Source organism: Dactylosporangium sp. CA-233914, assembly GCF_050942935.1.
Classification (GTDB): Bacteria; Actinomycetota; Actinomycetes; order Mycobacteriales; family Micromonosporaceae; genus Dactylosporangium.
Genome location: NZ_CP192030.1, coordinates 4,148,843 through 4,167,070, shown reverse-complemented (window position 1 = coordinate 4,167,070; position 18,228 = coordinate 4,148,843). Strand labels below are relative to the sequence as shown.

The following is an 18,228-nucleotide window of genomic DNA, read 5'->3' as shown; positions in this document are numbered from 1 at the left end:
CTCCCGGCCACCCGATGTGAAAGGCCGAGGGCGGGGTTCACACAGGCTCGACGTTCGCGCGGCTACTGCCGGTTCGCGGCCTGGTACCGGTCGTCGCTGACGGGCTCCAGCCGGGTGGCACATGAAGTCGGTGCGGTGGGGACGTTGGGGGGACCGATACGACGGTTACTGATCTGCGGCGTCTTGGGCAGGCCAACGCGCTTTTGGACCGCGGGCGCGGAGGAGTGGCGTCCCTGGTAGTGGTGTAACGCGGTTGGCGTGATCGTCGGACAGTTCGTCCGGCATAGAGCGCGGCCATCGCGTGATCCTTCGAGTGAACCTTCCACAGCACTCTCGAAAGGGTGCGGCGCCACGGCCTGCCTCTGGCCGACGGACTTCCGGGGCGGTCCGATCCGGATCTCAGAAGAGGTGCGGACCGGGACGCCCGCCTCTTTCCACGCCTTCGCCATCCCATCAAGTCGTCGCAGGAAATCCGGCATTTCCTGCGACGGATCGTCCCTGCGCCTGCTGCGGGTTCCGCGCCGCCTCGACCGACTGCGCGACTCCGCTCCGGCCGGCCGCCCCCGCTGATCGCGGCCGCCGCAGGCGCACGTCGTCGCGGCGACGTTGGTCAGGTGCGCCGGGGCGAGCCGCTGGGAGCCCGAGTTTGGGCACGGCGGCCGCCGTGATGGCGGCGCTGAGCTCGTAGGCGGCCGTCGGATCGGCCGGCCCGGGCAGCCGCTCGGCCGCGTGCACCGCCTGCCCGATGTCGGACGGGCCGAGCGAGCCGTCCACGTTGAGCACTGGCCGGCCTTCAGCGAGGGCGGCGGGAGCCGATGGGTGGGCGGCTGATCCGGAGGAGGCCGCCCACCCATCGCAGGTCGCTTCCCGGACCAGGCAAAGGACGGCGCGCTCCCGAAACCCTGCGAACGGACGACAATCCGCGACAAGGCCAGAGCCGTCGCCATGAGCATTTGGCAGGTCAGCGTCAAGTAGCGAAACAACCGAAGCGGGCGCGAGCCCACAACCTACCGATCAAAGGTGTCGGACTTCCCCGGCCAGCCGTACCCTTTCCCTAGATATCGATGGTCTCCGATAGATTCACAGGAAGGAGCAAGGGAATGTCCATGCCTCAGCGAGGCCGCCGGTGGTCCGGCGCCGCCGCGGCGGCCGCGGCGGTGTGCCTGACGGCCGTGTTCGGTAGCGGCCCGGCCGCGTCGGCGTTCAGCCCGGCGTCGCGCACCGGCAGCTGCGCCAGCCCCGGGCAGAAGCTGGCCAACGCCGACTTCGAGCTCGGCAGGGTAGCCTGGACCGACAGTACCGGCGTGATCGGGCAGTGGGCCCAGGAGCCGGCCCTCTCGGGCACCTGGAACGCGTTCCTGGACGGCCACGGCACCGTGCACACCGACACCCTCAGCCAGACCGTGACCCTGCCAGCCGGGTGCTCCGTCGCCACGCTGCGCTTCTGGCTGCACATCGACACGTTCGAGACGACCACCGTCAACGCCTACGACAAGCTGACCGTACAGGTCAACACGACCACGCTGGCGACCTACAGCAACCTGAACAAGGCCACCGGCTACGCCCAGAAGACCTTCAACCTGGCCGCGTTCGCCGGGCAGACGGTCACCGTCCGGTTCACCGGCACCGAGGACAGCTCGCTGCAGACGTCGTTCGCCGTCGACGAGACCGCCCTGACCGTCTCCTGACGCGTCGTCGGCGCGTCAGCCGACCCGCCGCCGCCGGCGGCGGGCGAGGTCCGGGCGGGGCGTCGGCGAACGCGCTGGCGAGGTACTTCCTGCCCTCCGGCCTCAGGTTCAGCCGCGTCCGGTACTGCGCGCCGATCCCGGCCACCGCGGCGAGCTGCACCGAGCCCTGCCCGACCGGGGCGCCGGCGGCCGCGGGCGGGGCCGACGCCTCGGGCGATCCCGACGCGGCGTCGACATCACCACTGTGCAGTCCGGCCGCCGTCCGCTCTCGGCCGTCAGCGCGAGCGATTTTCTGCGGTTGTGCGGCCGGCTGTCCCCGCTGGGCGCCCCGACGTCGACAGGTCGCTATCTCCGCGAACAGCTCGATAGGCCAATCCTGTCCCGAAGCCAGCCGTTTGAAATTTACGCGCCGGACGGTTCGGCTCGCACCGCGGACCACACGGTCACCTACCGGTCGATGGACATGAACCTATGGATGCCTGACGATGGAATTTCCGCCGCGTACTCCGAAGGGTGCCGCCGTGAAACGTTTCCTGGCCGTCTCCGTCGCCGTCGTCATCGCCCTCACGCTCGCCCCCGCACCGGCCCACGCGGACACACCGGTGACAGCGCCCTCGCAACTGGAAGCCGTCCACGTCTCCGACACCGGCGCCGACCTGTGGTGGAACCGCAACGGCGCGGCCGCCTACGACGTCGCCGAGGTGCTCGCCGGCAGCCAGTGGTACGAATACCGCCGGAACCTGACTGGTGCGCTCGCGCTGACCGGACTGACCCCGGGCGTCACCTACACGTTCCGGGTCTACTCCGTCCCGAAGCCGGGCCTGGATCTCGCCAACAGCGAGCCGTCGGCACCGGTCACCTTCACGACCCTGCCCGGGCCGGACACCCAGCCGCCCAGCACCCCGGCGGCGCCCACGTTCAGCGCGGTCACGCCCACCTCCTTCACGGTCTCGTGGGCGGCCGCGACCGACAACGTCCAGGTCACCGGCTACCAGCTCCAGCGGCTGTTCGGCACGACCTGGGCCACGGTCGCCACCGTCGCGCCCGGCTCGCGCGCCTACGCCTTCAGCGGACAGACCCCGGGAACGGCCTACACCTTCGCGGTGATCGCCGTTGACGCCCGGAACAACCAGTCCGCGCGCTCCAGCGCCGCCACCGTGACGACGCCGGGCTCCCTCACCTGCCAGGTTGCGCTCAACACCCAGTCGTTTCCCATGATCGCGGTGACCGTCCTTGTGCAGAACACGACGCCGGATCCGGTGACCCCCTGGTCGGTCCAGTTCACCCTGCCGCTGACGATCAGCATCACCGGCGCCTACAACGCCACCGCGACCCGGGTGGGGACGGCCGCCACCCTCACCCCGCTGCCCGGGCTCACGACGATCGCCCCGGCCGGCGGCGTCGCGGTGGTGAGCGTCGGCCTCTACACGGTCACGCCGTACACGCCACCCACCAACTTCAGCGTCAACGGCATCGCCTGCCGGTGAACTCCCAGCCGCGACATCCTGGTCTTCCTACACCCGACCGGCTCGACGCTCGACGCTCGACGGCAGATCAGCATCCGACCCGCCGTCGGGTCCCGGCCGGGAACCCGGCATCGGGGGGCAGGCCGGTCAGTTCGCAGATCTCGGCGCCGTCGCAGGGTTCGCCGTCACTGTCGAGGGCGGGCAGCCACTGGCCATGCTGTTTGCGGCGAGGATCGCCTCCCGGATCGGTTCAGTGATCGCGACACCGACGGAGAAGCGGGTGTCCAGACCGTGTCCGAGCAGCCCGCGGATGTGGGCGAGCAGGCCGTGGGTGCAGCCGGCGGAGTCCGAGCGGATCAGGATCGGGGTGCGGTGCCGGTGCGCATCGGGGATCTGGGCCAGGGCGTCGTCGAGCACGGCGTCCTGGTCGGCGGTGGTGTTCGACCCGGCCCGGCCTTCCGGCAGCATCCCGGACTAACGCGCACTGCCATCTTGACCGCTTGATCACGTTTCCGCACATGCCGCGATCAGCTCGCTACGAACGTCATCGAGAGTTGGTCGTCAGGCTCGCGGACATGCCGAGATGAGTGCGCTGCTGCCCGGTGCGGGCGACGGCTCCGGCGGAGCCGGGTGCTGTCAGGCCTCCGTGCTGCGACCTGACGCTGCGAGGAGCGGCCAGTCCCGATTCCAGCAGGGGACACTGGGTCATAGAACGATAGCCTTATGTTCGTGTCCTTTGCCTGGACGTTCGCGATCTTCATGTTCGTGCTCTCGATTCTCGCGATCACGAGATACTGGGTTCCGGCGAGATGGCGCGGCCGTGAACGCCGGTACACAGCACTCACGGCGGGAACCGGTACAGTCTTCCTGGCGGCCGCGGTGCTCGGCTGGTCCGGCTGGCTCGCGACGTTGATGGGTGCCGGGATGTTGGCGCTGTCTGTCCTCGCGGTCACGCGCATCTGGACGCCGCCAAGACTTCGCGGATTCGAATTGCCCTTCGCGGTGCTGATGGTCGGGTTCGCCGTCGCTCTCATACCCGGCGGCGTGTACCTGCAGACCGACGATGAGATGCGCGGCGCAGTTCCGACCCTGCTGCTCACCGGCCTCGCCGTCATCGTCGCGGGCTGGGTCTTCATGGTGCGTCGTGAGAGGCGACTGCGCCGAGAGAATGGCACCGGCCCGCTCCAGTGACGCTCTGCGGGATCTGGGTGCGGCAGACGGGTTTTCCAGGTCCGCTAGGACCCAACGGCACCGCACTCATCTGCGGCCGACAGCGCGCGCGTCAACGGTCGGCAGCCCGGACGGTGTTGTCGTAGATACCGGCCTGGGGGTGTAGCTGATGCCTCGACGCAGAGGTGTGCTCGGTCCGGCCGTCGCGGCTGCGGACACGACCGATCGCGTCGCGGCATTGGGTAGGTGGACGATGGTGATGTGGACCCGATGCGTGAGGCACCGACGCTGACCGAGCTGCTCGAGTTCGCTGAGCGATTGCCACCCGAGCAGGCCCGGGACTTGATAGCCCGGGCGTATCCCATGCCCGTCGCGCCAGAGCCGGACGTCGACGATGCGGACCGATCGCCGCTGCAGTACGCGTCATGGACGCAGTTCCTGGCATCGACAACCATGCAGCAGCGGTTGCAGTGGTGCCGCCTGAAGGCAAAGACGGCGAATCGTCCCCGCCTGATGTCCGGGCAGGTCGGCGAGCAGCCTGGACGGCATCCGGGTGCCGCGGCTGGACGGCGGCCGGCCCCGCACCCGCCCGGACCGGGTCCTGGACGACAAGGCCTACACGTCGCGGGCGAACCGCCGCTACCTGCGCCGGCGCGGGATCAAGGCGACCATCCCGAGCAAGGCCGACCAGGGCGCCAACCGGCGCAAGCTGGGCTCGAAGGGCGGCCGTCCACCAGCCTTCGACCCCGAACGCTACCGGCAGCGCCACGCGGTGGAGTGCGGCATCAACCGGCTGAAACGCCACCGCGCGATCGCAACCCGCTACGACAAACTCGCCGTGCACTACCAGGCCACAGTTCACATCGCCGCCATCAACGAGTGGCTTTGACTGGCTGATGAAACACGGCCTCGTCGCAGGAAGCCGGTCGATTTCCGGATCAGCTAGAGCGTGCCTGATTGGCGGCGAGGGCCGGGCTGGATAGATGCGGGTGCTCTTGGTACGTCGCCGTGAGCTTGACGCGGTTGAGGCGCCAGCCGTCCGGCGTGCGGACCGCCTCGTTGTCGTAGAAGCCGACCACCAGCCAACGGTTTGGTCCACCGTTGGCGAGTTCGTCGGGGACCCAGTGTTCGGCACGGACGTGCGCGTGGATCGTGGCCGTGTCGCCGTCGATGTTGATGACGTGGCCGGTGATGGCGTGGTGGGTTGCCGTGTAGGGCTCGAAGGAGCCGCGGAGGATCCCGACATACTCGCTCAGCGGCGTGACCATCGGCGGAATGTCGGCGACTGACGAGAAGTCAAGCGTCACCGGGTCGGTCAGGACGAGGCCGGGCAGTTCGGTGAACTCTTTCAGGTCCGCGATGTCGGCATACCGGCTGAGCAGTTCGATGAGATCGGCGCGATCCGCGAGCGCATCCACGAGTAATCCCTCCGTCCAGTTACGACGACGTCAGAGCGGTCACATGCCGCTCGAACGGCGCTCCGTGAAGCCTGTCTTTCCGTGCGACTACCTGTCGTAAAGATTACGACGTTCCGTCGCCAAAAACAAACGAGCGGCAGCGCCGTGTGATGCCGTTCATCCGGCAGGCAGGGCCTACTTGAGGTCAGCGACGGCCGCAAGGCGGGAGGAAGTCCGGGGATGAGCGGGGCGCCGCGGTAGGGCAGGATGGCTGGATGCCGCGTATCCGGGGAGCCAGCATCGGCGAGCACCACGAGAGGGTGTGGGCCAACCTCGCCGAGGCGATGCGCCAGCTACTGCTCGAGCGTGACTACGACTCGATCAACATGGGCCACATCGCAGCCCGGGCCGGGCTTGCGCGCAACACGCTGTATAACTACGCGAGCGACAAGAGCGCGCTCGTTCTGGCGCTGACGCAGCGGGCGGGCCGGCCCGCGGTCGAGCGGGTGGCCGCGATCGCCGCCCGGTCTGCGGACCCGGCCGAGCAACGAATGCGGGAGATCATCGAGACGGTCCTGGAGGCGTTCACCGACCAGACCTTGCAGCTGATGTTCCGGCCCGGCTCTGGCACGCCGGGCGCCGAGGCGCCGAAACGGCCCGCTAACGCGTTCGACGCGGTCGCGGTCGAGGTGAGGAACGTCGTCCGGGACGGCATCGCGCGCGGAGAATTCCGCGACGTCGGGGACGTGCACCTCATGGTGGACTTACTGGCCGGGGTCATTCGGGCGGGAGCTGAACGCATCGGCCGGGATCCGGCCGACTTTGCGGCAACAGCCCGCGAGGCACAGAAGATCATCCTCACCTCCCTCGCCCGCCGCCCGGATTAGGCTCCCTCGACGGGTTTGGAGCCGGTCGCGGCCTCTGGGAACAGCTGCGCCGGCTGTTCCTCATTGCCGGCGGGCAGGACGAGCAATGCCGTCCGCCGTCGCACTGCGAGAGACCCGCCGCGTGGTTGGTGCGCGATTCCTGCTGCACGCGTTCTACGACTTCTCGCTCCAGGCCGGTCAGATCAAGCTAAACGGCGAGCACAATACTCGCATAAAGGGACATAAATTGCCCTTTAGTCGGAAGATTTGGGGGTCCAGTCCCCCGCCGGCTCTGAGGCCGTCAGGACCATTTTCGGTCGTCGCTGGTCGACGTTGCTTGAGCCCAGGTCTGCCAGGCATCGGTCCAGTCGGTCTCGGTGGCCGAGGCGGCAGTGAGGTCGATCGGCGGCATGGGTGCGCCCGCCCGGCGAAGCCACGCCAGTTGGGCCGGGCGGCTGGGGACGTTGACGCGCAGGCCAGTGGTGAACAGCAGCGTTTCGGTGATCGCGCGCTCGCGCAGTTGGCCGTCGGTGCGGAACCAGGCGAACTCGTGCTCGAGGGAGCTCAGGTGGCTCGTGAAGGTCGTCACCGCGCGCTGGGCCATGGGTTCGGTCTGGTCGGCGAGCTCCATCTGACGGCGGACGGTTGCGGCCCACAGCGCCCCCCACGAAGCGGGCAGGCTGGGCACCGGGCCGCCGTCCACGAGCCAGGCCCTGCGGTCGGCGGTGTTGCGCAGGACCACGTCAGCGAGCGGGCGGTGGGGCTCACTGGGAACCACGGGCGGCTGGGGCGGGGCTGGGGGCGGGATTGGTGGACGCCGACGGCCGGCGAGCGCCGGCTCCACGTCGGACCCGAGCCGCACCGTCACTGTGGCAGGCAGCCAGTCGCGGGTGACGACGGTGATCTGCGCGGCGTCATGTTCGCATCTGGTCGCCCGCCAGCGGCCGGCGTGTACCGTCTCGGCCCTCCTTGGCCGGCCGTCGACCACGATCGTGCCGGTGCCGGCGGTCCAGTCGACGTCGGCGAAGCGCACGCCGTCGAGGCGTAAGTAGTGTTCGATCAGCTGTCGTAGCGGTGCGGGCAGCATTCGAGTGTGGGCGAAGCGGGCCGTTTCGACACAGGCCCACGGTCCGTCCGCCGCCGGGTCGCCGTAGTGCAAACGCACCGCGACTACAACGTCGTCCGATTCGTCGTAGCCGCCCACTGCGGGCGCACCGGGCAGGCCCTCGCCGTCAAACGCCGCAAGCGAACCGAATGCGTTCAGTGCTCGTCGGGCGTCGGCGGCATGGACGGCGAGCAGCTCGTCGACGGACTCGCCGAGGTTGAACCGCATGCCACCACCTCCGGAATCAGTGTGCCACCGGACTCGCGGTGCGCGGAACCTTCCAACGGCCCGCGCACCGCGCGCGGTTCAGTAGATGTTCGCGGACGCAACCGGGCCGTTCGACCAGCACACCCAGCCGTGCGTCGTGATCGCGTAGCTCAGCCACGAGCTCACGTTGGCGATCGCGGTGCCGCGGGTCAGGCCCAGGTCCCGCGCGAACGCGGTCCAGCTCAGATAGCCGTAGAAGCCGTCATCCTCGGAGTACGACTGCGACGAACTCCCGCCGTTGTCGGTGATGTTCACCCGCCAGATTACGTCCCACGGACCGCCAGCGTCCGGGTTCATCTGCATGCCGGTAGTCAGCGTCGCACGGGACCCGCCGCGAGCGTCAAGGCCGAGCCACGACATGCCGCAGTTGCCTCCAACCTCGCCGTAGCCCGAGGTGGACGCAATGCCGGTCGGCCGGATGACGCCGGTCGTCGGCACGTAGTCGCCGCGCTGCGCCGCTTCGGCCAGAGCCGCCGGCACCGACGCGCGGGCGCCGTCCGGCAGCGTGACAACCTTGTAGCCGTTCGCCTCGGCCACCGCGGCGTCGAACTTGACCAGGCGCATGCCGGGACTACTTTCGCCAGCCGCCGACGCCTCGGCCGGTGCGGCGACAGCCGACCCGCCGGACGTTGCGATGCTGGCCACCAGGACGCCGACCAGCAGGGCCGCCGCCCTGGCAACCAATCCACGTTGCGAAGACATTCGCTTCCTCCCCGTGTGAAGCGAGCGCCGGACGGCGCCCACCAATGGAGAGATTAATCGATGAATGACGATTAAGCGATCCCGTAGAGGTAAACAATCCATGGCTGAACATGGGGGCGTGACATCGACATAAGCTGATCACCGGATCGCTCAACTAGCCTTAACGCCGCTCAGCGAGGCGGTCCAGGCAGCCGTCAAAGGGTGTGTTGATCAGGAAGTAGGAAGCGGAGTTCCGGTATAGGGATTTGCCACTCCTAGACAACCCCAAGAACCGGGAACTCCGCTTGATCGATCAGATTGCCATAACCCGTACGGTCACGGTAGCCGCGGGCGTGTACGCGCCAGGTCATCTCGGCGAGTTGACCCTGTGGGGTGTCGATATTTCGCTTCAGTGCCTGATCTGGACTTCTATGCGGCTCGTTCGTACTCGTTGAAGGCGGCCGCGTCGAACCGGTCCCGAGTCGCGCTGCAGAGCTCACCGTAGGCGTCCTGCGCGAGGGCGGAGGCCTGGCCGCCAAGGTCCTGCACGACCTCGGCATCAAACCTGGCCGACCACCGCCGCCTGATTGCCCGGCTGCCGCACGCCGCCTGAAGGTTCGGCGCCGGCGGCGAAGGGTCAGCGGATCTTCGGGCAGTACTGCTGCGCGGCCTCGACGGCCTTCTCCAGGCGGGTGACGGCGTCCCCGGAGGAGGGCTTGGTGTACCACGTGTCGACCGCGTCCAGGTACTGCTCCAGGGCCGCCCGCTGGCCGGCGTCCGGCGACTTCGCGACCTCGGCGCGGGCCGCCTTGCTCAGCCGCGGGACCATCTCCTCGAGCTTCGCCTTCAGCTCGGCGGCCTTGGTCGTGTCGCCCTGGTTCGTGGCGGTGACGTACTGTCCCCACGTGCTCGTCAGGATCAGCCGCTCTGGCGCGTAGACGTCGTCGATCGCCTGGCACACCGACGCGACGGTGACGCTGGGCGCGGTGCTCGCGGCGGGCGCCGCGCTCGCGGTGCCGGCCGTGCTCGCGGCGGGCGCGGTGGCGCTGGGGGTACCCTCGCAGCCGGCGGCGAGCGTCGCGGCGGCGGCCAGGGCGAGGGTCAGGGCGGTCAGTCTTCGGCGCGTGTGCAAGGCGGGCTCCCCGTGGTTGTGGATCTCGACAGGAGGAGGATGGCACACACGCCCCGATCGCGGGGCGACGGCTGTCTATACTCCCAAGCCGCGCTCAAGTACATCTATCTGGCCGTCATGGCCCTCGACCCCACCGGCCGTGGCACCAAGCGCTGGATCACCCGCCGGAAACCAGCCCTGAACGCCTTCGACATCGCCTTTGACGGACGCCTGTCCGCCGGCCACAAAGTAGACCCCAAACAAATCCAGTTACACCGTTATCTTGACAGTCCCGCGTGGGGCAGCGCCCCGGGTCAGTCTACGAGAAATGACCGGTGCTCTCGCGTAGCTTGACCGCGTAGGGCACGGTCTGCCCCTGGGGAGGTGCGTCGGGGGCGCCGAGCCGGGCGACCAGGAGGTCAACCGCGACCGCGGCGAGGCGCGCCTTGTCGGGCCCGACCGTGGTGAGCGTCGGCACCGAGAAGCGCGCGTCCTCGATGTCGTCGAAGCCGGCGACGGCGACGTCACCGGGCACGCGGAGCCCGGCGTCGTGGAGCGCCCGGACCGCGCCGAGGGCGAGCGTGTCGTTGAAGCAGAACACGGCGTCGGGCCGCTGGTCGAGCAGCGTCCGCATGGCCGCGGCGCCGTCGGTGCGGTGCCAGTGCGTCGCCGGCGCGATGAGTGCCTCGTCGACGGGGTGGCCGGCCGCACCGAGCGCCTCCGTGTATCCGGCCAGGCGCAGGCGGGCGGTAACGCCCTCGGCCGCGTGCTGCGCGCCGATGGCGGCGATGCGGCGCCGGCCGATCGCGATGAGGTGGGCGGTGACGTCCCGGGCGGCGGCGACGTTGTCGATGGCGACGTGGTCGGCGGGCCCGCCGTGGACGCGCTCGCCGAGCAGCACCATCGGCGTGCGCCCGATCCCGGCGTCGAGGTCGGCGTCGGCGAGCGCGAGCGGGCTGAAGATCAGCCCGTCGATGAGGTGGTCGCGGATGCCGGCGGCGACGAGCCGCTCCTGTTCGCGGTCGCCGTTGGTTTGGTCGATGAGCACGGTCCATTCGTGTCGGGCGGCCGCGGTGACGATGTGCCGGGCGAGCTCGGCGAAGTAGGGGATGTCGAGCTCGGGCACGGCGAGCGCGATGAGGCCCGTGCGGCCGCGGCGGAGGTTTCGGGCGCTGAGGTTGGGCCGGTAGTCCAGCGCGTCGATCGCTTCCAGCACGCGGGCGCGCGTGTCCGGCCGCACGTGCTCGTAGCCGTTGACGACGTTGGAAACCGTCTTCACCGACACCCCGGCGCGCTCGGCGACATCCTTCAGCCTGTGCCGCACGCAGCGCACTCTACCGCGTGTCCGGCACTTTACAACGTTGCCTACAACGTTGTAAATATTTATTACCGTCAACGAAAGGCGACAGGTTTGAACACGACGCGGGTAACCATCGACCCGTCTTTCCGGATCGCCGAGGCGGACCGCCAGCTGTTCGGATCGTTCGTGGAACACATGGGCCGGTGCGTGTACGGCGGGATCTTCGATCCCGGACACCCCGAGGCCGACTCGCTCGGCCTGCGCCAGGATGTGCTGCGGCTGACCCGCGAGCTCGGCGTGACGGTCGTCCGGTACCCGGGCGGCAACTTCGTCTCCGGGTACCGCTGGGAGGACGGCGTCGGCCCGACCGGCGACCGTCCGCGCCGGCTCGACCTCGCATGGAAGAGCATCGAGACCAACGCGTTCGGGCTCAACGAGTTCATGACCTGGGCGCAGGCCGCGGGCGTCGAGCCGATGATGGCGGTCAACCTCGGCACACGCGGCGTGCAGGAGGCCTGCGACCTCCTCGAATACGCCAACCACCCGGGTGGCACCTACTTCGCTGACCTGCGGCGCAAGCACGGCGTCGACGCCCCGTACGGCATCCGGCTCTGGTGTCTGGGCAACGAGCTGGACGGGCCCTGGCAGGTCGGCCACAAGACGGCGACCGAGTACGGACGGCTGGCCGCCGAGACCGCGCGCGCGATGAAGCTGATCGACCCGCGGATCAGCCTCGTGGCCTGCGGCAGCTCCAACCGTTCCATGCCCACGTTCGCCGGGTGGGAGGCGACCGTCCTCGAGCACGTCTACGAACACGTCGACTACATCTCCGCACACACCTACTACGACCCGTCCGACGGCGACCGGGCCAGCATCCTCGCCTCGGCCGTCGACATGGACGCGTTCATCAACGATGTCGTCGCCACCGCCGACCACGTCGCGGCCAAGCACCGCCACCGCCGCCGGCTCAAGATCTCCTTCGACGAGTGGAACGTCTGGTACCAGCAGCGGCTGCAGGGCGACCTCGACCGGCGCGGCTGGGTCGAGGCGCCCGCGCTCATCGAGGATACGTTCACCGCCACCGACGCGGTGGTCGTCGGCGACCTGCTCATCACGCTGCTCCGGCACGCCGACCGGGTCGGTGTCGCATGCCAGGCACAGCTGGTCAACGTCATCGCGCCGATCCGCACCGTCAGCGGACGACCGGCGTGGCGGCAGAGCATCTTCCACCCGTTCGCGCTCACCAGCCGGTACGCCCGCGGTACCGTGCTGCGCACCGAACCCGACGGGCCGACCCACGACACCGCCCGCTACGGCGAAGTGTCCTCAGTGGACCTCGTCGCCGTCCACGACGAGGAGCCGGGCGCCCTCGCCGTGTTCGCCGTCAACCGCGGCGGCGACGACCTCACCCTCGACCTCGACCTTCGGGGCTTCCCGGCTCTCACCGGCGCCGAGCATGTCGCGCTGGACGCCTCCAGCGAGAGCAACACCACCAACCACCCCGACCGGGTCATCCCACAGGCCCGGCCGCGCCCCGTCGTGGACGCCGGCCGCTCGTCCGTCCGGCTGCGCGCGGCGTCCTGGAACCTGATCCGCTACACCCCCTCAAGGAGCGACTGAGATGACATACCCGACCGACATCAGCCCGACCGACATCAGCCGGCGCCGGCTCCTCGGGCTGAGCCTTGGGCTCGGTGCCGCTGCCGCGCTCGGCCTGGCCGGCTGCGGCGGCAGCGACCAGCCGACCGCCTCCACCGGCAACGGGAACGGCGGCAAGGACTACACCGGACCGAAGGTCCAGCTGAACCTGTGGAACGGCTTCACCGGCGGCGACGGGGACATCTTCAAGAAGCTCGTCGACCAGTTCAACGGCGAGCACGCCAACATCGCGATCAGCGTGGCCACGTACAAGTGGGAGGACTACTACGCGAAGCTGCCCGGCGCCGTGTCCAGCGGCAACGGCCCAGACGTCGCCGTCATGCACATCGACATGCTGGCCACGTTCGCCGCCCGCAGGGTGATCCAGCCGATCGATGACGTGGCGAGCGCGCTCGGGCTCTCCGAGGCGGACTTCGCGACCACCGTCTGGAAGGGCGGCCTGTACCAGGGCAAGCGCTACGGCATCCCGCTGGACATGCACCCGGTCGGGTTGTACTACAACAAGGCGCTGCTACAGAAGGCCGGCCTGGACCCGAACAAGCCGCCGCAGAACCGCGCCGACCTCGAGGCGGCCCTCGCCGAGCTGAAGAAGGCCGGCATCCAGGGGTTCTGGGTGAGCCCGTTCCAGTTCACCGGCGGCATGACCGCCTATTCGCTGGTGTACCAGTTCGGCGGCGCGCTCTACAACGCCGACGCGACGAAAGCCACGTTCAACAGCGACCAGGCCGTCGAGGCCGTCACCTGGCTCACCGGTCTCATCTCGGCCGGTCACTCGCCGACCAACGTCGGGCAGGACGCGGACTACCTCGCCCTCAAGAGCGGCAAGAACGCGTTCAACGTCAACGGCATCTGGCAGGTCAACGACCTGAAGAAGAGCCCCGACGTGCAGTGGGGCGTGGCGCCCTTGCCGCAGATCGGCACGAAGAAGGCGGTCTGGGCCAACTCACACAACTTCACCATTGTCCAGCAGCGCAACGTCGAGCAGAACAAGGTCTCCGGCGCCAAGGTGTTCATCAACTGGCTCAGCCAGCACTCGCTGGACTGGGCGGCCGGCGGGCAGGTGCCGGCCCGCAACTCGGTGCGCGACGACCCGAAGTTCAAGGACCTGGCGGAGATGAACACGCTCGCCGCCGAGTTGCCCGACGCGGCGTTCCCACCCGCGGCACCAGGCATCGGCGATGTCACGAAACTGTTCTACGACGCCGTCAACGAAGCCGTACTTGGCAAGAAGCAGCCGAAGCAGGCCCTGGACGACGGTGTGGCCAAGGCCGACAAGCTGCTCGAGGACAACCGCAAGAAGTACGGGAGCTGACGGTCGTGGCCGTCGCGACCGTACCGGAGGTGGCGCGGCGCACCGCGTCGCCTCCGGTGGCGCGCGCCGTGCACGGCAGCGCCACGCCGTACCTGTTCCTGCTGCCGTACCTGGTCATCTTCGGCGTCTTCGGGCTGCTGCCGGTCATACTGGGCGTCTGGCTCAGCCTGCATCAGTGGGACTTCCAGCTACCCAACAAGCCGTTCGTCGGCCTCGACAACTACACCGAACTCTTCTCACCGGGCTCGCTGGTGTACGGCGACTGGTGGGAGAGCGTCCGCGCCACGGCCATCTTCACCGTCGCGTCGGTGCCGCTGCTTGTGGCTCTGCCGATGGGCATCGCGGTGCTGCTCAACCGCTCGTTCCCGGGCCGGACGTTCTTCCGCGCGGTGTACTTCGCGCCGTACGTGCTCGGCGTCGCGGTCATCGGGCTGCTGTGGCGGTTCCTGCTGGACGCGAACCTCGGCTTCGTCAACCACCTGCTGGGCACGTCGACGCCGTGGGTCACCGCGACGCCGTGGGTGTGGGTGTCGCTCGTCGGAGTCACCGTCTGGTGGACGTGCGGCTTCAACGCCGTCATCTATCTCGCCGGCCTCCAGGACATCCCGGCCGAGCTCTACGAGGCGGCCAAAGTGGACGGTGCCGACGCGTGGGACCGGTTCCGTCACGTGACGCTGCCGGGCCTGCGGCCGGTCATGCTGTTCGTCATCACCACCACGATTCTGGCCTCGGCCAACATGTTCGGCCAGTCGTACCTCATCACGAAGGGCGCGCCGGGCACCGAGACCCGCACGGTCGTGTCGTACGTCGTCTCGCTCGGCCTCGGCCAGAATGACGCCGGCCGGGCCGCCGCGATGAGCGTCACGCTCACCCTCATGCTCGCGATCGTCAGCTTCGCCAACTTCCGGCTCTTCCGCTATCAGGGGGACTCGTGAGGACCGCCCGCCGCATCCTGCTCTACGCCGCGCTGCTGGTGCTGACCGCGGTCTTCGTCGTACCGCTGGTTTGGATGGTGCTCACCTCGCTGAAGACCTACCCGGCGGCCCAGCAAAGCCCGCCCACCTGGCTGCCGCACCCGGTGTCGACATACGGGTATGAACGGCTGTTCCAGGCCGACTCGCAGAACCCAATCCTCCGCTGGTTCGTCAACAGCATGCTCGCCGCCACGCTGCAGGCGGTGCTCGTGCTCGCCACCGCCTCCACCGCCGCATACGCCCTCGCGAGGATGCGCTTCCGCGGCCGGGGAATGATGTTCGCGGTGATCGTCGCGACGCTGTTCGTGCCGCCCGCCACGCTCATCATCCCAAACTTCCTCGTCGTCGACACGTTGGGCTGGCTCGACACCGTTGCCGTCATCGTGGTGCCCGGCGCGGCCAGCGCGTTCGGCGTGTTCTTCCTGCGCCAGTTCTTCCTCTCGCTGCCCCGCGAACTGGAAGAAGCCGCCGTCCTCGACGGCGCCAACCAGTGGCAGATCTTCACCCGCGTCGTGCTTCCGCTGTCCAAGCCGGCCCTGGCCACGCTGGCCGTGCTGTCGTTCCTGACGAACTGGAACGACTTCCTGTGGCCCATCTTCACGCTCTTCAGCGCCGACCGGCTCACCCTGCCCGCCGGACTGGGCCTGCTGCAGGGCGAGTACGTCACCGACTACCCCGTCATCATGGCCGGCGCCGTGCTGGCCAGCGTCCCCGCGCTCTTGCTGTTCGTGTTCGCCCAGCGGTACGTCGTCGAAGGCGTCTCGCGCAGCGGACTGAAGGGATGATTTCGCATGCGTTTCATGGTGGTAGCCGCACTCGTCGCGGCCCTCACCCCGGCACCTGTCTCAGCGGCACCTGCCGCGGCGACGGCGGCCGACACGTTCGCCGACCCGTCGGTGGTGCGGGGCGATGACGGCGCCTGGTACGCCTACGGCACCAGCGACCCGCTGCACGTCGGCGAGACCACACCGCACCTGCTGCCGATCCTGCGCTCCACCGACCTGTTCCACTGGGCGTACGCCGGCGACGTGTTCACCCACCGACCCGGCTGGGCCACCGGCACCGCCGGGTTGTGGGCGCCCGACATCCGCCGCGTCGGCGGGCGCTACGTGCTGTACTACACGGTCACCGACACGACGCTCAACCCGGGCGACGACTCCGCGATCGGCGTGGCCACCGCACCCAGCCCGCTCGGGCCGTGGACCGACAGCGGCGGCCCGATCGTCGCGCCCCGGCCGGCCCCCGGTGGGGGCTTCCTGTGGACGTTCGACCCGGCGCTGCTCACCGACGCGCAGGGGCGCAACTGGCTCTACTATGGCTCGTACTTCGGCGGCATCTTCACCGTCCCGGTCAGCGCCGACGGGCTGTCGGTGACTGGCCCGCCGACCCGGGTGACCATCGACAACCGGTACGAAGGTGCCTACGTCGTGCGGCGCGGGCCGTGGTACTACCTGTTCGGCTCGGCGGCCAACTGCTGCGCCGGCCCGACCACCGGCTACAGCGTGTTCGCCGGCCGGTCGGCGAGCCCCACCGGGCCGTTCGTCGACCGCGACGGCATCTCGCTGCTGACCTCCCGGGTTGGCGGAACACCGGTCATCCAGCCCAACGGCAACCGCTGGATCGGCACCGGCCACAACGCCGTCGTGACCGACACCGATGGCCAGGACTGGCTGGTGTACCACGCGATCGACCGCAACCAGCCGTACCTGAACGAGCCGTTCGGCATCAACCGACGCCCGATGCTCGTCGACCGGCTCGACTGGGTCGACGGCTGGCCGATCGTGCGCGCCGGGCCTGGGCCGTCGAGCAACGGGCTGGCGGCGCCGCCGAGGGTCGGGCCCCTGGTACCGAACGCGTCCGACGAGTTCAACGGAGCCGGCCTGGGCGCCGGATGGACCTGGACCCGGCGCGACGACCGGGCCACCGTCACCGGCGGCGCACTGCGCTGGCCGACCGAGCCGGCCGACCTCGTCGGCAGCGCCAACACCGCCGGCGTGCTCACCCGGGCCGCGCCGAGCGGGCCTTACGTCGTCGAGACGAAGCTGATCATCGACCTCGGCGTCGACACGGTCCGCAACTACCAGCAGGCCGGCCTCATCGTGTACGCCGGCGACGACGATTTCGCCCGGCTCAGCCACGTCGCGATCTGGAACACCCGGCAGATCGAGTTCGGCCGGGAGCTGCCGTACGCCGGGCGGCTGTCCTACGGGGGCATGGTCGAGGGGGCGCCGGCCGAGACGACGTGGCTACGGTTGGCGCACACGGTCGTCGGCGGGGAGCACCGGTACCGGGCCGGCTGGAGCCGCGACGGCGTGCACTGGTCGTGGGGCGGCACGTGGACGTTTCCGCCCGGCAGCTCACCCCGCATCGGACTGGTCGCCCAGGGCGGCAACGACCCGCAAGCCACCGCCGTCTTCGACTATTTCCGCGTGTACCGCAGCCTGCGGTGACGGAGGTCCCGACCCGCGATCAAGGAGAACGTTGACCTCGGACGGTACCGGTGAGCTCATCGTCCCAACACCGTTCCCCCGTTGACTCCCACCAGTTGCCCGGTGACGAACGATGCCTCGGGCGAGGCCAGGAACTTCACGACGGACGCGACGTCCTCGGGAGTTCCGGCGCGCCCGACCAGGGTGCGGTCGACCCTGGCCTGGTGGAACTGCGGGTTCATCCGGTCGCCGAAGAACTCGGTGTCTTGCACGTACCCGGGTAGCACCAGGTTGGCAGTGGCCCCGGCCGGCCCCAGTTCCGCCGCGAGCCAGAAGATCCACGCGTGCAGCGCCGCCTTCGCCGCGCCGTACGAGCCGCTGTAGCCGCTGCCGAGTTGGGCGCCGATCGAGCCGATGCCGATCACCCGGCCCTGCTCGGCCAGCTTTGGCCGCAGCGCGGCCACCAGCAGCACGGCGGTCAGCACGTTCTGGTCGAAGTCGGCACGCCACTCCCGGGCGATCGCGTCCAGCTCGGACGGCACCGCCGCGGCGGTGCCCCCGGCGCCGGCCACGATCACGTGCACCCGGTCCACCGCGCGGGCCACCCGCGCGGCACCGTCCGCCGTGCTCAGGTCGGCGGCGACCCAGGTCGCCGTGGGGCCGAGCCTCTCCGCCGCGGCGCGCAGCGCCGGCCCGCGCCGGCCCACGAGCACCACCCGGTCGCCGTTGCCGACGAACGTCGCGGCGACCGCCCGGCCGATGCCGGTACCGCCGCCTCCCACCACCACCGTGCGGCTCATCGA

16 protein-coding genes and 3 pseudogenes are annotated in these 18,228 nt (G+C 69.5%); 11 read left to right on the top strand and 8 right to left on the bottom strand.

The annotated features are described in order from the left end of the window. Positions 1–453: 453 nt before the first annotated feature. Positions 454–783 carry a hypothetical protein gene (locus ACQPY0_RS18890; protein ID WP_432990573.1) on the bottom strand — a complete coding sequence of 110 codons (330 nt, stop codon included), beginning with the start codon at positions 781–783 and terminating at the stop codon, positions 454–456. Positions 784–1,100: 317 nt separating this feature from the next. On the opposite strand from ACQPY0_RS18890, the gene ACQPY0_RS18885 reads away from it, so the two are divergent. Beyond that, positions 1,101–1,688, top strand: a complete 588-nt coding sequence (locus ACQPY0_RS18885) for a hypothetical protein (protein ID WP_432990571.1) — start codon at positions 1,101–1,103, stop codon at positions 1,686–1,688. Positions 1,689–2,209: 521 nt separating this feature from the next. Next, a complete protein-coding gene (locus ACQPY0_RS18880) occupies positions 2,210–3,175 on the top strand; it encodes a fibronectin type III domain-containing protein (RefSeq protein WP_432990569.1) in 966 nt (321 codons plus the stop codon). A gap of 85 nt (positions 3,176–3,260) precedes the next feature. On the opposite strand, the pseudogene ACQPY0_RS18875 reads toward ACQPY0_RS18880, so the two are convergent. Next, positions 3,261–3,628: pseudogene (locus ACQPY0_RS18875) on the bottom strand (IS1380 family transposase); the annotation flags it as partial. Between the two features lie 249 nt (positions 3,629–3,877). Between ACQPY0_RS18875 and ACQPY0_RS18870 the strand changes: the two are divergent. Together ACQPY0_RS18870 and ACQPY0_RS18865 are read left to right on the top strand one after the other, a co-directional pair. Then, positions 3,878–4,345 carry a hypothetical protein gene (locus ACQPY0_RS18870; protein WP_432990567.1) on the top strand — a complete coding sequence of 156 codons (468 nt, stop codon included), beginning with the start codon at positions 3,878–3,880 and terminating at the stop codon, positions 4,343–4,345. Between the two features lie 517 nt (positions 4,346–4,862). After that, a pseudogene (locus ACQPY0_RS18865) lies at positions 4,863–5,213 on the top strand (transposase); the annotation flags it as partial. Between the two features lie 49 nt (positions 5,214–5,262). Here ACQPY0_RS18865 and ACQPY0_RS18860 read toward each other — a convergent pair. Beyond that, entirely contained in the window at positions 5,263–5,742 is a 480-nt protein-coding gene (locus tag ACQPY0_RS18860; RefSeq protein ID WP_432990565.1) for a nuclear transport factor 2 family protein, read from the bottom strand. A 299-nt stretch (positions 5,743–6,041) separates the two neighbouring features. Between ACQPY0_RS18860 and ACQPY0_RS18855 the strand changes: the two genes are divergently transcribed. Then, positions 6,042–6,608: a TetR/AcrR family transcriptional regulator gene (locus ACQPY0_RS18855; protein WP_432990563.1), complete on the top strand. Its 567-nt coding sequence runs from the start codon at positions 6,042–6,044 to the stop codon at positions 6,606–6,608. A 280-nt stretch (positions 6,609–6,888) separates the two neighbouring features. Here the strand turns inward: ACQPY0_RS18855 and ACQPY0_RS18850 are convergent, their stop codons facing one another. The 3 genes from ACQPY0_RS18850 to ACQPY0_RS18840 form a co-directional block, all read right to left on the bottom strand. Next, entirely contained in the window at positions 6,889–7,920 is a 1,032-nt protein-coding gene (locus tag ACQPY0_RS18850) for a hypothetical protein (RefSeq protein WP_432990561.1), read from the bottom strand. Positions 7,921–7,998: 78 nt separating this feature from the next. Further along, positions 7,999–8,661, bottom strand: a complete 663-nt coding sequence (locus ACQPY0_RS18845) for a hypothetical protein (protein WP_432990559.1) — start codon at positions 8,659–8,661, stop codon at positions 7,999–8,001. Positions 8,662–9,277: 616 nt separating this feature from the next. Continuing rightward, complete coding sequence (locus ACQPY0_RS18840) at positions 9,278–9,772, bottom strand: hypothetical protein (RefSeq protein ID WP_432990557.1); 495 nt, start codon at positions 9,770–9,772, stop codon at positions 9,278–9,280. Between the two features lie 84 nt (positions 9,773–9,856). On the opposite strand from ACQPY0_RS18840, the pseudogene ACQPY0_RS18835 reads away from it, so the two are divergent. After that, positions 9,857–9,994: pseudogene (locus tag ACQPY0_RS18835) on the top strand (IS256 family transposase); the annotation flags it as partial. Between the two features lie 76 nt (positions 9,995–10,070). Here the strand turns inward: ACQPY0_RS18835 and ACQPY0_RS18830 are convergent. Then, complete coding sequence (locus tag ACQPY0_RS18830; protein WP_432990555.1) at positions 10,071–11,075, bottom strand: LacI family DNA-binding transcriptional regulator; 1,005 nt, start codon at positions 11,073–11,075, stop codon at positions 10,071–10,073. Positions 11,076–11,162: 87 nt separating this feature from the next. On the opposite strand from ACQPY0_RS18830, the gene ACQPY0_RS18825 reads away from it, so the two are divergent. From ACQPY0_RS18825 to ACQPY0_RS18805, 5 genes are read left to right on the top strand one after another with little or no spacing between them, the layout of a single operon-like run. After that, a complete protein-coding gene (locus tag ACQPY0_RS18825; RefSeq protein ID WP_432990553.1) occupies positions 11,163–12,671 on the top strand; it encodes an alpha-N-arabinofuranosidase in 1,509 nt (502 codons plus the stop codon). Position 12,672: 1 nt separating this feature from the next. Next, positions 12,673–14,022: an ABC transporter substrate-binding protein gene (locus ACQPY0_RS18820; RefSeq protein ID WP_432990551.1), complete on the top strand. Its 1,350-nt coding sequence runs from the start codon at positions 12,673–12,675 to the stop codon at positions 14,020–14,022. 5 nt (positions 14,023–14,027) lie between these two features. Then, positions 14,028–14,957: a carbohydrate ABC transporter permease gene (locus tag ACQPY0_RS18815; RefSeq protein WP_432990549.1), complete on the top strand. Its 930-nt coding sequence runs from the start codon at positions 14,028–14,030 to the stop codon at positions 14,955–14,957. Further along, the gene (locus ACQPY0_RS18810) at positions 14,954–15,781 is read left to right on the top strand and encodes a carbohydrate ABC transporter permease (RefSeq protein WP_432990547.1); all 828 of its coding nucleotides are present in this window, start codon (positions 14,954–14,956) and stop codon (positions 15,779–15,781) included. Before ACQPY0_RS18815 ends, ACQPY0_RS18810 begins: the two co-directional genes overlap by 4 nt. Before the next feature lie 6 nt (positions 15,782–15,787). Next, a complete protein-coding gene (locus ACQPY0_RS18805) occupies positions 15,788–17,446 on the top strand; it encodes a family 43 glycosylhydrolase (RefSeq protein WP_432990545.1) in 1,659 nt (552 codons plus the stop codon). A 56-nt stretch (positions 17,447–17,502) separates the two neighbouring features. Here ACQPY0_RS18805 and ACQPY0_RS18800 read toward each other — a convergent pair whose 3' ends face one another. Further along, entirely contained in the window at positions 17,503–18,225 is a 723-nt protein-coding gene (locus tag ACQPY0_RS18800; protein ID WP_432990543.1) for an SDR family NAD(P)-dependent oxidoreductase, read from the bottom strand. Between the last annotated feature and the right edge of the window lie 3 nt (positions 18,226–18,228).